We start from the raw sequence: 12569 nt of genomic DNA, 5'->3' as shown, positions 1-12569 counted from the left end.
GTTACTCCTTCCGACGCGGCTTCGCGTCCGCTTTAATGACTGTGTCATGAATCTTGGCCGACAAGGCCGCAAATTGTTTGATTTCCTCCGGGTCCAAACCGGAAATACGTTGGAACAGATCCGTCATCGCCTCGACCAGATACTGGCGTTTGGCGGCGCCGTCGGGGGTGAGCGACAACAACCAGGCGCGCCTGTCCTGCGGATCCCTGCTGCGGCGGATCAGACCCTGCCGTTCCAGCCGGTCGGCGGCCGTGGTCACCGACGAAGGCACCGTCTGCAACATCCGCGCCAGCTCTCCCATCCGGCAGGGCGTGCCCAGACGCACCAGCACATGGCATTCCATCCGGCTCAGGTCTGGCAGGTCAACGGTGTCTTCGATGCAGGCGTCGATGCGCCAATAGAGCGCAAAGACACCCAGCATGGCGCAGACCTCCGGGCAGGTCTCAGCCTGATTGCCGTCCGTCGCGGTATCGCCGTCAGTTTGGGTGTCGCTGTCGTTGCCGGTTTGTCGAATCATACCACCATCGCCTTCATCGCGCATATACTTCAAATTTCGAACCATTCAAGGAGGGAAGCATTTTATTCATATCAACAATGCTCCGGGACGCCCTGATCAGGTTGACGTAGGGGCTGCGCCCGTAACGCCAAGGGCCTTGCCCTTGACCTCACCGGGGGAAGATGCCCAGATATGCAGCACTTTTGAAAACCACCCGAAGGTCCAGCTCATGTATACACCCGCCATCACCGGCACGGGCGTCTTTACGCCGTCACAGACGATCACAAACGCCGAGCTGGTCACAGCCTTCAATGCCTATGCCGATAAGGTCAATGCCGAGAACGCAGAGGCGATTGCAGCGGGTGAGATGGATCCTCTGGCGCATTCCTCCGAAGACTTCATCCTGAAGGCCTCCGGTATCGAACAGCGCTACGTGATGGACAAGAGCGGTATTCTTGATCCTGAGGTGATGCACCCGCTGCTGCGTCAGCGCAGCGATGACGAGCCATCCATCATGGCCGAAATGGCACTGGATGCCGCCAAGAAAGCACTGAAACAGGCCGGCAAGACTGCGGCGGATGTCGACGCGGTCATCTGTGCGGCCTCCAATATGGAACGTGCCTATCCGGCGCTGGCAATCGAAATTCAGGATCTTCTTGGCATCGAAGGCTTTGCCTTTGACATGAATGTCGCCTGTTCCTCCGCCACCTTTGGGATTCAGGCGGCTGCCGATATGGTGCGCTCCGGCTCCATTCGGTCGGCGCTGGTGGTCAATCCCGAGATCTGCTCCGGCCATCTTGAGTGGCGCGACCGCGATTGCCATTTCATCTTTGGCGATGTGGCAACAGCCACCCTGATCGAGCGCAGCGAAGACGCCAGCGGCCCGCATTTCGAAATCCTGTCGACCCGCTGCGCCACCAGCTTTTCCAACAATATCCGCAACAACAATGGCTATCTGCGCCGGTCGCGCCCGGATGGGGTCGCGGATCGTCGGGACATGCAGTTCATGCAGAACGGGCGCAAGGTCTTCAAGGAAGTGCTGCCGATGGTCAGCCAGCATATTGCGGATCACATGGAGGCCGAGGGCGTCAGCAACACCGAGCTGAAACGGCTCTGGCTACATCAGGCCAATAAGACGATGAATGATTTCATTGGCAAAAAGGTCCTTGGCCGCACGCCAGAGGCCGGTGAACAGCCCAATATCCTGCAGGATTACGCCAATACATCCTCGGCAGGGTCGATCATCGCCTTCTCCAAATATTCGGATGATCTGGCCGAGGGCGATCTGGGGCTGATCTGCTCTTTCGGTGCCGGTTATTCGGTGGGATCGGTGATCCTGCGCCGCGCGGCCTGAGCCTGCCGGACCAGTTGCCAAACGAATTTGGGCCTGCCGATCCTGGCAGGCCCTTTTTCAGTCTCGCCTTCAGCTCGCGTCCGGCGCTATTTCTGCGACACCCGCTGGTGCACGGCCTCGGCGTCCTCAACCCGCTCTGAGTAGCGGTCGACCAGGTAGTCCTTGCGACCGCGAGTCAGCCAGGTGAATTTCACCAGCTCTTCCATCACATCGACAACACGGCGATAGAACGGGCCTTCGGGCAGCCGGTCCCCCTCGGCAAATTCCAGCCACGCCTTGGGAATCGAGGATTGGTTGGGGATGGTCAGCATCCGCATCCAGCGGCCCAGAATACGCATCTGGTTGACAGCGTTGAAAGATTGCGATCCGCCGGAGACCTGCATCACCGCCAGCGTCTTGCCCTGCGTGGTGCGAACACCGCCTTTCAGCGACAGCGGCAGCCAGTCGATCTGTGTCTTCATGATGCCCGTCATAGCGCCATGCCGTTCCGGGCTGGACCAGACCATTCCATCGCACCAGACCGCAAGATCGCGCAGTTCGCTCACCTTGGGGTGATCTTCGCTGCCGGTGTCATCGGGCAATGGCAGCCCGCTCGGATCGAAAATCCGCGCCTCGCAGCCCAGCGCGCGCAGGATCCGGGCTGCCTCCTCGGCAACCTTGCGTGAGTAGCTGACGGCCCGCAGGGAGCCATAGAGCAGCAGGATCCGGGGCGGATGCTGCGGGTCACCTGTCGCTGCCAGGCGGGCGATATCAATCTGCGGCAAGGCCTCGGCGATGAGCGCCGGCAGATCCTCCGCCACACGCCCGTCAGCCGAAACAGCAGGCCCGGTCGTCGGTGTCTCAGCCACTTTCTTCTTCCAGATGCAGTTTCATATCCAGAAGCACCTGCTGCAGCATCACCGTTTCGCGCAGCAACCGCTTGGCCTCATTGATGGTGATGATCCCATCGGCCATGGCCTCCTGATATTCGCTCATCAATGTGGCAAAGCGCTGGCTGAGCGCAATCACATCCGCATTGACGCCACCGCGGCGCGCCTCTGAGGCCGGGCTGGCCTGACAGTAGGACAAGGTGATGTTCTTCAGATCCGCCAGACCGGAAGTCACATGCGGGAAGGAGGCCGCAGCTTCCAGTTTGGCAACGGCGTCGACGGGCATGAACCGATCGACATGTTCGGCATTATCCGAGTAATACCGCCCCAACGTCGCCTTGGATTTTCCTGTGATCTGGCAGGCTGCCTCGATCCCCACATCCTTGACCAGAGCCTCGGTGTGCTTTTTTAGATAAGTACCTATGTCTGCCATATAAAATCTACCTGCATATGACCGCGACCCCATCGGGGAAGAAACGCGTTAATTTCCCATTCACGACACTTAAAGGAAATGCAAAGCTATTTCTATCCCTAAGGTTTTTAAGGGACTTACCGCGCTGTTCCGGGTCGCGAGACAGGGAAACGCGCTGGGGGCGGAGGCGTGTTTCGTGGGCCTTCGCTGGTGGGCAATTTCCGTCCAGTTGGCGCCCTGCCGCAGATGTCATGTGGTTCGTTTCTCGGGTTGTTTCGCCGCGAACCGGCATCCGCGCGCAGGGCGTTTTATCCTCAGACCGAAAATGCCGTCGGCTCATCGGGCAATCGGTGAAGAATTGGTGAAGAAAACCGTTTCCTCCGACCGGCTCTGCGGCTAAATCAGCGCCATGGCCAAGCTTTACTTCCACTACTCCACCATGAATGCCGGCAAATCGACGGTGCTCTTGCAAGCCTCGCATAACTACCGCGAGAACGATATGGACACCTATCTGCTGACCGCAGCGCTGGACAACCGCGCCGGTCAGGGGCGGATCGCCTCCCGCATCGGGATCGGTGCCGAGGCTGACATCTTCCGGCCCGGTGAGAACCTGTTCGACAAAGTGACAGAGCGACTGGCAAGGGGCAGTGTTGCCAGCATCTTTGTCGATGAGGCGCAGTTTCTGTCGCCGGATCAGGTCTGGGATCTGGCGCGGGTGGTCGACGATCTGCGGGTGCCGGTTTTGTGCTACGGGCTACGGGTCGATTTTCAGGGCAAGCTGTTTCCCGGCTCCGCCACCCTGCTGGCGCTGGCCGATGAAATGCGCGAAGTCCGCACCATCTGCCACTGCGGTAAAAAGGCAACCATGGTGATCCGGCAGGATGAGAACGGCCAGACCATCACCGAAGGCGCGCAGGTGCAGATCGGCGGCAATGAAACCTATGTATCGCTCTGCCGTCGTCACTGGCGCGAGGCCACCGGCGATCAGCCCACCTCTGCTGCGGGCTGATCTGAAACGGCCTAAACCGAGCGGAGGCCGGGCGCGTCTGACGCCGCGCGGGACTTTAGACGCCCCGACACGATACGCTGGCGGTTACACCGACAGTTACACGGGCGAAATCAACGGCCGACCTGCAAGGAAGGCGGCGACATTGTCCAGCGCCAGATGTCCCATGGCGCTGCGCACCTCCTCGGTGGCGGTGCCCAGATGCGGCAGCAGCGTGACCTGCTCCATCTGCCGCAGGGCCTCCGGCACCTCCGGCTCGAATTCATAGACATCCAGACCTGCCCCGCCGAGCGCGCCCGCCTGAAGGGCGGCGATCAGCGCCACCTCATCCACCACCTCACCGCGCGAGATATTGATCAGCAGGGCATGAGCGCGCATCGCCGCCAGAACCTCCGCGCTGATCAAATGTCGCGTCTCCGCACCGCCGGGCACTGCAAGCACCAGCACATCCACCTGAGCCGCCAGAGCGGTCAGGCTTTCCGCGCGCGACACCGGGAAGCCGGGTGATTTGTCGCTGCGCGCCAGATAGCTGACCGACATGCCAAAGCCGAAGTGACAGCGCCGCGCGATGGCCTCACCGATGCGGCCAAAGCCGACGATGCCCACATGTTTGCCTGTCAGATGCGTGCCCAGCATCTGGGTGGGATGCCAGCCCTGCCATTCGCCGGAGCGGACCAGACGCTCGCCCTCGCCGGCACGGCGGGCGGTCATCAGCATCAACGTCAGCGCAATATCAGCGGTCGCATCGGTAACGGCGCCGGGGGTGTTGCTGACCACGATCCCGGCCCGGCGCGCGGCCGCCACGTCGATATGATTGAAGCCGACGCCGAAATTGGCCAGCAACCTGCACCGTGGCTGCGGCACGGCGGCAAAACTGCCTGCGTCGAACTGGTCCCCCAGGGTCGGCAGGACGATGTCGAAATCACGCAGCGCACGCTGGCGCTCATCGGCGTTCAAAGGGCTGGTCTGCTGGCGGATCTCGACATCGAATTCCGCCCGCGCACGCGCCTCAACCGCGGCTGTCATTGGCCGGGTAATCCAGAGTTTGCCGCTCAATGCATCCGCCCTCCCAATGGGACCGGTCCATCCGGACCAATCAGAACAATCTCTCCGGTGGCATCCGGCAGCCCCAGCACCAGCACTTCGGACATGAACTTGCCAATCTGGCGGGGCGGGAAATTCACCACGGCCATCACCTGTTTGCCCAGCAGCGTTTCCGCCGTGTAGTGGGCCGTCACCTGCGCCGAGGTTTTCTTGATGCCGATGTCATCGCCGAAATCCACCCACATCTTGATCGCGGGTTTGCGAGCCTCGGGGTAGTCCTCGGCGCGCACCACCTCGCCCACGCGCACATCGACCTTTAGAAATTCGTCAAAACTGATGTCAGCCACGGGACAGCTCCCTCGACCGGTTGGTGGCTGCTGCCACGGCGCGGCGCAGCAGCGGCGGAAAGCCGTCGGTCTCATCCATCAGCACCTCCAGCGCGGCCTGGGTCGTGCCATTGGGGCTGGTGACATTGACCCGCAGCTGCGCTGGCGTTTCCTCGGAGGCTTCTGCCAGGGCACCGGCCCCTGCGACGGTGGCCTTGGCCAGCTGCATCGCCAGATCGGCAGGCAGCCCCTCAGCCTCGCCAGCGGCGGCAAGGGTTTCGATCAGATGGAAAACATAGGCCGGGCCGGAGCCGCTGACGCCTGTGACCGCATCCATCTGCGCCTCGCTCTCCAATCGGACGGTCTGGCCGATGGCCTGCAACAGCGCATCGGCGCGATTTATATCCGCCTCGGTCGCGCGCATGTTGCCGATGAGCGCGGTAATGCCACGCCCGACGGCGGCAGGCGTATTCGGCATGGCGCGCACGATCGGCGTCTGCGCCCCCAGAAGCGATTCATAGATAGCGATCGAGGTTCCGGCAGCAACCGAGATAAACAGCGTCTCGCCATTGCCCAGCTGTTGCAGCTGCGGCAGCGCCTCTCCCATCATCTGGGGTTTGACAGCAATCAGCACGATCCCCGGCGCCCGGTCACCGGCCTCTGGCAAGGGCGCATTGAGATGCACACCAGTCTGGCGCAGCCAGTCGGAAGGATTGGGATCAATCACCCAGACGGTATCCGGGTCAACACCCCGGTCAAGCCATCCGGCCAGCATTGCCGACCCCATCTTGCCGCAGCCCAAGAGCGCGATGCCCCGCGCTGCGATCTGTGATACCTGCATCTTTCCCCTCCCCTGATCGGATCTCCGGCACCATGCAGCGCCGGTTCGGGGAAAGGTTTACGCGCGCCCGTAAGCCTCTGCAATGGCGACCTGAAGCGCGTCGCGCGGCGATTGTCCGCCCCAGACCATCAGCTGGATTGCCGGATAGTAGCGCTCGCAATTGGCGACAGCGGAGTTGATCAGCGTGTCGATCTGCTCCGGGCTTGCCACCTGTCCGCCGGTCAATACCAGCCCATAGCGATACAGCATCAGCTTGTGATCGGGCCAGAAGGTAAAGCCACCGGCCCAGCACTGATCATTCATCTCGTTGATCAGCTCGTAGAGCCGCGGCAGCTGTTCCTTCGGCGGCTCCATCTCAAAGCTGCATACCATCCGCAGGGTTTCTTCATAGCCGGACCACGCCAATGTCAGCGAATAGGTGCGCCACTGGCCTTCCACCGCCATGGCGATCTGATCGTCGCCTATGCGGTCAAAGTCCCAATCGTGGTCCGAGGCCAAGTGTTCGACGATGTCGATAGGGTGAATTTCGTCTTCCAGAAAATGTTCGGAAAGAGCCATGTTGCCACCTCTCTGATCTCTAGCAAAAGAGATGCGGGGCACCCCCAATTGCTAGCGGCCTGCTCAATAAGGAGAGGGATTTACCCGTCCTCCTACCAGATATGGTGGAGGCACCAAGGCCGTCTGGCAACCCTTTATTTGGGGATAACTGCAATAAGTTGTGGACGAAAGGCGATGACCCTCAAAATATCGTGACAGTGCTGTGAAGAGAGGCAGCTGCGGGATCCTGCTGCGCCGGGTGGGAGTCTGCGACGCGGGCTTGGTCGCAAAAATGGCGCGCCACCCGGACCGGGCCGCACGCCAGCAAATGTTGCAGATCGGATATTTCAGCGCCGGGCGGCGGGCTGTGCCTGCCGCTCAGCCCTGGAACCGGATCACGCGGATTTATCCGCTTCCAGCGCGTCGAGCCGGGCCTTCAGCGCTTCGTTTTCTTCACGCGCCTTCTGGGCCATGGCGCGCACGGCGTCGAACTCCTCGCGGGTCACGAAATCGCGATCGGCCAGCCAACGGTCGATCAGCCCCTTCATGGCGGTCTCTGCCTCTTCCCGCGCGCCATGGGCCACACCCATCGCGTTGGTCATCAGCTGGGAAATATCATCCATGATCTTGTTGCGCGTCTGCATTGTCTTCTCCATGTCTGCCTTGACCCCTATATGGTCATCAACACCGGCGGCGGCAAGCCGTTGACACCGCAGCCCCCGCAAAGGCATTGACGGCACATGCACGCATTCATCCTCCAATTCCCCGATCTGACCCCGGAAATCTTCACAATTGAGCTGTTCGGCAGCCAATTCGCGCTGCGCTGGTACGCGCTGGCCTATATCGTCGGGATTGTCATCGCCTGGCGGCTGGCGGTCGCGGCGCTGCGGCGCCCCGCGCTCTGGCCCCACGCACAGCCCCCGATGAAACCGCAACAGGTCGAAGATCTGCTCACCTGGATCATCCTCGGCGTCATTCTGGGCGGACGGCTTGGCTATGTGCTGTTCTATCAGCCCGGCTACTACCTTCAGAACCCGGCCGAGATCCTGCGCATCTGGCAGGGGGGCATGGCCTTTCATGGCGGTCTCCTGGGGGTGATCATTGCCACCTGGATTTATGCGCTGCGCCACCGGATCCCGCGCCTTCAGATCGCTGATCTGGTGGCACATACGGTGCCGCCGGGCCTCTTGCTGGGCCGACTTGCCAACTTCAACAACGCCGAGCTCTGGGGGCGGGCAACCGATCTGCCCTGGGGGGTCGCCTTTCCCGGGCGCGCGGCGCAGTCCTGCGGGCAGGCGCTGGGGGAGATCTGCGCGCGCCACCCGTCCCAGCTCTATGAGGCACTGCTGGAAGGGCTGATCCTTGGTGCGGTGCTCTTGTGGCTGGTCTACCGGCGCGCGGCGCTGACCCACCCAGGCCGGGTGACCGGCGTGTTTCTGGCAGGCTATGGCGCGGCGCGCTTCGCGGTTGAATTCATGCGCCAGCCCGACGCCCAATTCGTAACCGCAGAGAACCCCCTGGGGCTGGCCTGGCATATCGGCGGCTACGGTCTGACCATGGGACAGCTGCTGTCGCTGCCGATGATCGCCATCGGCCTCATTCTGGTGCTGCGCAGCCGACGCATGGCGGTGATTCCGGCATGAGCCTGAGCGACCATATCACTGCCCGCATCCGTGCCGAGGGGCCGATTTCGGTCGCGGATTACATGGCCGAGGCGCTGCTGCATCCAAGCTATGGCTATTACACCACCCGCGACCCGCTGGGGGCCAAGGGGGATTTCACCACAGCCCCGGAAATCAGCCAGATGTTCGGAGAGCTGATCGGACTGGCGCTGGCACAATGCTGGCTGGATCAGGGCCAACCTCAGCGGTTCACATTGGCCGAACTGGGTCCCGGTCGCGGCACGCTGATGGCTGATCTGCTGCGCGCCACAAAAGGCGTGCCCGGGTTTCACGCCGCCATGCAGATTGCCCTGCTAGAGGCCTCCCCCACCCTGCGCGCCCGTCAGGCGAGGCAACTGGCAGGCCATGACCCGGTCTGGTACCCGAATATCGCCGAGCTGCCCGAGCAGCCGCTGTTTCTAATCGCAAATGAGTTCTTTGATGCGCTGCCGGTGCGGCAATTTCTGCGCGATGGCGATGGCTGGCGCGAAAAATCAGTGGGTCTTCAGGATGGCACGCTCAGCTTTGGCCTTGGCGCGGTGGCGCCACAGCCTGCACTGGCGCATCGCCTTGAGGACACCCGCGACGGTGATCTGGTCGAGCTGTGTGAAGCCGCGCAACCGATGGTTCAGACCATCGCCACCCGGATCGCCCGCTACGGCGGAACCGCGCTTATTGTCGATTACGGCGATTGGCGGTCGCTGGGGGATACGTTGCAGGCCCTGCGCGCCCATGCGCCAAGCGATCCGCTGAAGGATCCGGGCAGCGCCGATCTGACCACCCATGTCGATTTCGAAGCGCTTGCACTGGCTGCGAAATCTGCGGGCTGTGCCTATAGTCGGCTGACCCCGCAAGGCGTGTTTCTGGAGCGTCTGGGCATTACCGATCGGGCACAGGCGCTGGCGGCGCGGCTAAACGGCGACGCGCTGCAATCTCTGATTGCGGCGCATCGACGGTTGACGCATCCTGAGGAAATGGGAAACCTGTTCAAGATACTCGGGATTTTCCCCGAAGAGACCGCACCCCCACCGGGATTGAACGCATGACGCTGGAAATTCTCATCTCCGAGCTGCTCAATGGCACCAAACACGGCTTCTTTACCCGTCGCGGCGGGGCCTCTTCGGGTATTTTTGCCGGATTGAATTGCGGGCTTGGCTCGTCGGATCAGCGCGAAGCGGTGCAGATCAACCGGATGCGCGTCGCCGCAGCGATGGAGGCATCGCCCGAGGCGCTTGGCCGGGTGAATCAGGTGCATTCCGCCAATGTCCTGACCATCTCCGATCCCCGGCAGGACAATATTCAGGGCGATATTCAGGCTGATGCCATGGTCACCGATGTGCCCGGCGTGGTGCTGTCGATCCTGACCGCCGACTGCCAGCCGGTTCTGTTTCACGACCCGGAGGCCAATGTGATCGGCGCAGCTCATGCCGGGTGGCGCGGCACGCTTGATGGCGTGCTGGAGGCCACATTGGACGCGATGGAACAGCTGGGCGCGCGGCGGCAGGCCACCCGCGCGGTTATCGGCCCGTCGATCTCACAGCGCGCCTATGAGGTCGGCCCTGAGTTCTTTGACGACTTCATGATGCAGGATCCGGAAAACGCACGGTTCTTTGCCAATGGCGAGGGCGATCGCTACCTCTTTGATCTGCCCTCTCTGGGTCTGCACAAACTGCGCAGCGCCGGCGTGGCCGAGGCCGCATGGACCGGGCATTGCACTTACTCCGACCCGGAACGGTTCTATTCCTTCCGCCGCGCGACCCATCACAAAGAGGTCGACTACGGGCGCCTGATCTCCTGCATTCGCCTGTAGGCGCCGCGACCTGCAATTCGCGGCCCAATGTGACCACCGAAGCGCGCCCGCGCGGGGGCTGAGTGCGCGCGGATCACTGCGGCGTTCCTGTGATTTCCACAGATCGGCCACATTCCCGGCGCATTGGCAGGCGACAAAAGACGGGACTAAAGCGCGGGCCGCAGAATGCTGCCCCGCTCCTACAGGAGACGCCTCATGAAACCAAAATCGCGCTTCATCAAATCCATTGTAGCTGCCGCCAAGACCGAAGAGGTGCGCCTACCCTGGACGCGTGGCGCCACCCGGCAGCTCGCGATTGAGCGGCGTCGCGAGACTCTCCGGCGCCCGGCCCAGGCCAAGAGTGCCTGAGATCATTGAAGAGGCGTCCCTGCAATCTCGACGGCCCGCTCTCACGACGGGGCCGGGAATACCCGCCTGACACCGTCCACCGGTGATCACCTCTGGCGGCGGCCTCTGCCCAAGACAGGGCCGCCGCATTTACCTGCCCGATTGGGCGCATTGCCCCGGACCGCGCGTATTGCGACCGGAGCGCCCGACAGGGACCAAGCGATTCCGGCGCGCCTTCTGCTCATCGCGCTGCCGGGGTTGATGCAAGTACAGTCATGAGAGAGGCACGTTCGCCATGACCATACCCCAGTCGCTGCGACGCGCAGCTGCCAATGCGGTCGAAGCCAATGCTCTGCTACAGGACCCTGCTGCCCAGCGCGGCGGGACGCGGCCACAGCTGCGCCGTTACGATGTCTGTAGCCTGCTGCCAAACGGCCAGATCGCCGAGACACGCCATGTCGCACCGTCGCTGCCATTGTTCGAAGACGCCTTTACCGCCTTTTGCCGCGGATCCCTGATCGAGACCACGCAGGGGCCCATTGCAATCGAGGATCTGCTGCCGGGCGATGAGCTGATCACCTTTGATGGCGATCCCCTCCCCCTGTTGTGGAAAGGCAGCACCAGCCTTGTCCCATCGCGCAGCGGGCAGCACGGTCGCAGCCACCGGCTGACCAGCTTTACCGCCGATAGCCTTGGCGAGGCAAAGCCGATGTCGACGGTTGTCGCAGGCCCCGCCGCGCGGCTGTTGCAACGGGCACCTCTGCCGGGGATCAAGCTGGACAATGCCGCCTCGCTGGTTCCGGTGCAGCAATATCATGACGGGATGAGTATTTTCGAAACCGCGCCCCCGACCGCCGTGGACCTCTTTCATCTGTGCCTGCCGCGCCATGCGGCGATCAGTGTCGGTGGTCTGCCGTTCGAAACCTATCACCCCGGCCCGGAGGCCCTGAAACTGGTGAGCCACGCCATCCGCACGCTCTATCTGAACCTGTTTTCGCATGTCGAATCGATCGCAGGCTTCGGCCCGCTGGCCTATCCCCGGATCCTGCTGCAAGATCCCGATATGAACTAAGCCGGGTCCGCCGACCGCTGCGGCGGTCGCCCCAAACGAAAAAAGCGCCCGCATTGCGAGGCGCTTTTTCTGATCAGACTGGCCTGACCGATTTCTGCGAGGCTCTGCCCCTCAGGCTTCGCGCGCGAGCCTTTGCTCCAGCACATCAAAGGGAACGCCGGGTTCGTCCTTGGCCCCTCGGATCACCAGCGACGTCTTGACGCTGGCCACATTCGGCGTCGTCAGCAGATCGCCGGTCAGAAAGCTCTGGAAGGTGCTGAGATCGGGCGCGACGCATTTCAGGATGAAATCCACCTCGCCGTTCAGCATGTGGCACTCGCGCACCAGCGGCCAGTCGCGACATTTCGCTTCAAAGGCGCTCAGCTCGGCCTCGGCCTGGCTTTCCAGCCCCACCATGGCAAAGACCTGCACTTCGAACCCCAATTCGCGTGCGTTGACCTCGGCATGGTATCCGCGGATCAGCCCAGCCTCCTCAAGCGAGCGCACCCGGCGCAGGCACGGCGGTGCGGAAATACCCACACGCTTGGCCAGTTCAACATTGGTCATACGACCGTCGGCCTGTAACTCCGACAAAATCTTGCGATCAATCGGATCAAGGCGTGTTGTGACCATCTGGAAGCTCCTGTTGAATTTTCCGTTTGTTATACCAGCATCCGTAGCGCACGCAATATTATTTCAGACGCGCGCAACAATATTTGCCGTTGATAAGATGAGACCTCAGCATCTTAGCCCAGGCATCAAAACCGGGGGCATCCGACATCGCTGAAGCCGGGGCTTTAAGACATCGCCGGGTGCAGTTATATGCATTGCCTGA

General features: G+C 62.1%; 16 protein-coding genes. 7 read left to right on the top strand and 9 right to left on the bottom strand.

Annotated elements, in window-relative coordinates:
* Window position 1: 1 nt before the first annotated feature.
* Window positions 2–517 carry a MarR family winged helix-turn-helix transcriptional regulator gene (locus VXL81_RS14380; RefSeq protein WP_416544186.1) on the bottom strand — a complete coding sequence of 172 codons (516 nt, stop codon included), beginning with the start codon at window positions 515–517 and terminating at the stop codon, window positions 2–4.
* 208 nt (window positions 518–725) lie between these two features.
* On the opposite strand from VXL81_RS14380, the gene VXL81_RS14375 reads away from it, so the two are divergent.
* The gene (locus tag VXL81_RS14375; RefSeq protein ID WP_416535014.1) at window positions 726–1850 is read left to right on the top strand and encodes a beta-ketoacyl-ACP synthase III; all 1125 of its coding nucleotides are present in this window, start codon (window positions 726–728) and stop codon (window positions 1848–1850) included.
* Between the two features lie 86 nt (window positions 1851–1936).
* Here the strand turns inward: VXL81_RS14375 and arsH are convergent, their stop codons facing one another.
* Window positions 1937–2698 carry an arsenical resistance protein ArsH gene (gene arsH / locus VXL81_RS14370; RefSeq protein WP_374015560.1) on the bottom strand — a complete coding sequence of 254 codons (762 nt, stop codon included), beginning with the start codon at window positions 2696–2698 and terminating at the stop codon, window positions 1937–1939.
* Window positions 2691–3152, bottom strand: a complete 462-nt coding sequence (locus VXL81_RS14365) for a hypothetical protein (RefSeq protein WP_340546211.1) — start codon at window positions 3150–3152, stop codon at window positions 2691–2693. Before VXL81_RS14365 ends, arsH begins: the two co-directional genes overlap by 8 nt.
* 388 nt (window positions 3153–3540) lie before the next feature.
* Here VXL81_RS14365 and VXL81_RS14360 point away from each other — a divergent pair, with 388 nt between their 5' ends.
* Entirely contained in the window at window positions 3541–4140 is a 600-nt protein-coding gene (locus tag VXL81_RS14360; protein ID WP_340546212.1) for a thymidine kinase, read from the top strand.
* 96 nt (window positions 4141–4236) lie between these two features.
* Here the strand turns inward: VXL81_RS14360 and VXL81_RS14355 are convergent, their stop codons facing one another.
* The 5 genes from VXL81_RS14355 to VXL81_RS14335 all read right to left on the bottom strand — a co-directional run bounded on the left by VXL81_RS14355 (window position 4237) and on the right by VXL81_RS14335 (window position 7529).
* Complete coding sequence (locus VXL81_RS14355) at window positions 4237–5163, bottom strand: 2-hydroxyacid dehydrogenase (RefSeq protein WP_416555040.1); 927 nt, start codon at window positions 5161–5163, stop codon at window positions 4237–4239.
* Window positions 5164–5189: 26 nt separating this feature from the next.
* Window positions 5190–5528 (bottom strand): tRNA-binding protein, encoded by a 339-nt coding sequence (locus tag VXL81_RS14350; protein WP_340546213.1) that lies wholly within the window; start codon window positions 5526–5528, stop codon window positions 5190–5192.
* A complete protein-coding gene (gene proC, locus VXL81_RS14345) occupies window positions 5521–6348 on the bottom strand; it encodes a pyrroline-5-carboxylate reductase (protein ID WP_416554825.1) in 828 nt (275 codons plus the stop codon). The genes VXL81_RS14350 and proC overlap by 8 nt, the downstream gene beginning before the upstream one ends.
* Window positions 6349–6405: 57 nt before the next feature.
* The gene (locus VXL81_RS14340; RefSeq protein ID WP_340546215.1) at window positions 6406–6906 is read right to left on the bottom strand and encodes a YbjN domain-containing protein; all 501 of its coding nucleotides are present in this window, start codon (window positions 6904–6906) and stop codon (window positions 6406–6408) included.
* Between the two features lie 374 nt (window positions 6907–7280).
* Window positions 7281–7529 carry an accessory factor UbiK family protein gene (locus VXL81_RS14335; RefSeq protein ID WP_340546216.1) on the bottom strand — a complete coding sequence of 83 codons (249 nt, stop codon included), beginning with the start codon at window positions 7527–7529 and terminating at the stop codon, window positions 7281–7283.
* Window positions 7530–7625: 96 nt separating this feature from the next.
* Between VXL81_RS14335 and lgt the strand changes: the two genes are divergently transcribed.
* From lgt to VXL81_RS14310, 5 genes are all read left to right on the top strand, one after another.
* Window positions 7626–8528, top strand: coding sequence for a prolipoprotein diacylglyceryl transferase (gene lgt / locus VXL81_RS14330; protein ID WP_416535012.1), 903 nt, complete (start codon window positions 7626–7628; stop codon window positions 8526–8528).
* On the top strand, window positions 8525–9592 hold the full coding sequence (locus tag VXL81_RS14325) for a class I SAM-dependent methyltransferase (protein WP_416539131.1): 1068 nt from the start codon (window positions 8525–8527) through the stop codon (window positions 9590–9592). The genes lgt and VXL81_RS14325 overlap by 4 nt, the downstream gene beginning before the upstream one ends.
* Window positions 9589–10356, top strand: coding sequence for a peptidoglycan editing factor PgeF (pgeF, locus tag VXL81_RS14320; RefSeq protein WP_416554823.1), 768 nt, complete (start codon window positions 9589–9591; stop codon window positions 10354–10356). The genes VXL81_RS14325 and pgeF overlap by 4 nt, the downstream gene beginning before the upstream one ends.
* Before the next feature lie 195 nt (window positions 10357–10551).
* Complete coding sequence (locus VXL81_RS14315; RefSeq protein ID WP_416554822.1) at window positions 10552–10704, top strand: hypothetical protein; 153 nt, start codon at window positions 10552–10554, stop codon at window positions 10702–10704.
* Between the two features lie 274 nt (window positions 10705–10978).
* Window positions 10979–11755: a Hint domain-containing protein gene (locus tag VXL81_RS14310; RefSeq protein ID WP_416535008.1), complete on the top strand. Its 777-nt coding sequence runs from the start codon at window positions 10979–10981 to the stop codon at window positions 11753–11755.
* A 111-nt stretch (window positions 11756–11866) separates the two neighbouring features.
* On the opposite strand, the gene VXL81_RS14305 is transcribed toward VXL81_RS14310, so the two are convergent.
* Complete coding sequence (locus VXL81_RS14305; protein WP_340546222.1) at window positions 11867–12367, bottom strand: Lrp/AsnC family transcriptional regulator; 501 nt, start codon at window positions 12365–12367, stop codon at window positions 11867–11869.
* Between the last annotated feature and the right edge of the window lie 202 nt (window positions 12368–12569).

Source organism: Phaeobacter sp. JH204B (assembly GCF_048055755.1).
Lineage (GTDB): Bacteria > Pseudomonadota > Alphaproteobacteria > Rhodobacterales > Rhodobacteraceae > Phaeobacter > Phaeobacter bryozoorum.
The sequence above is the reverse complement of the archived record's forward strand: the minus strand, read 5'-3'. Positions and strand labels throughout refer to the sequence as shown.

Bases quoted from the DNA above. Each gene is read 5' to 3' on its own strand.
- proC (WP_416554825.1), bottom strand. From the start codon at position 6,348: ATGCAGGTATCACAGATCGCAGCGCGGGGCATCGCGCTCTTGGGCTGC.
- VXL81_RS14335 (WP_340546216.1), bottom strand. From the start codon at position 7,529: ATGCAGACGCGCAACAAGATCATGGATGATATTTCCCAGCTGATGACC.
- VXL81_RS14315 (WP_416554822.1), top strand. From the start codon at position 10,552: ATGAAACCAAAATCGCGCTTCATCAAATCCATTGTAGCTGCCGCCAAG.
- VXL81_RS14360 (WP_340546212.1), top strand. From the start codon at position 3,541: ATGGCCAAGCTTTACTTCCACTACTCCACCATGAATGCCGGCAAATCG.
- VXL81_RS14325 (WP_416539131.1), top strand. From the start codon at position 8,525: ATGAGCCTGAGCGACCATATCACTGCCCGCATCCGTGCCGAGGGGCCG.
- pgeF (WP_416554823.1), top strand. From the start codon at position 9,589: ATGACGCTGGAAATTCTCATCTCCGAGCTGCTCAATGGCACCAAACAC.
- VXL81_RS14365 (WP_340546211.1), bottom strand. From the start codon at position 3,152: ATGGCAGACATAGGTACTTATCTAAAAAAGCACACCGAGGCTCTGGTC.
- VXL81_RS14355 (WP_416555040.1), bottom strand. From the start codon at position 5,163: ATGACAGCCGCGGTTGAGGCGCGTGCGCGGGCGGAATTCGATGTCGAG.
- lgt (WP_416535012.1), top strand. From the start codon at position 7,626: ATGCACGCATTCATCCTCCAATTCCCCGATCTGACCCCGGAAATCTTC.
- VXL81_RS14375 (WP_416535014.1), top strand. From the start codon at position 726: ATGTATACACCCGCCATCACCGGCACGGGCGTCTTTACGCCGTCACAG.
- VXL81_RS14380 (WP_416544186.1), bottom strand. From the start codon at position 517: ATGATTCGACAAACCGGCAACGACAGCGACACCCAAACTGACGGCGAT.
- VXL81_RS14340 (WP_340546215.1), bottom strand. From the start codon at position 6,906: ATGGCTCTTTCCGAACATTTTCTGGAAGACGAAATTCACCCTATCGAC.
- VXL81_RS14305 (WP_340546222.1), bottom strand. From the start codon at position 12,367: ATGGTCACAACACGCCTTGATCCGATTGATCGCAAGATTTTGTCGGAG.
- VXL81_RS14310 (WP_416535008.1), top strand. From the start codon at position 10,979: ATGACCATACCCCAGTCGCTGCGACGCGCAGCTGCCAATGCGGTCGAA.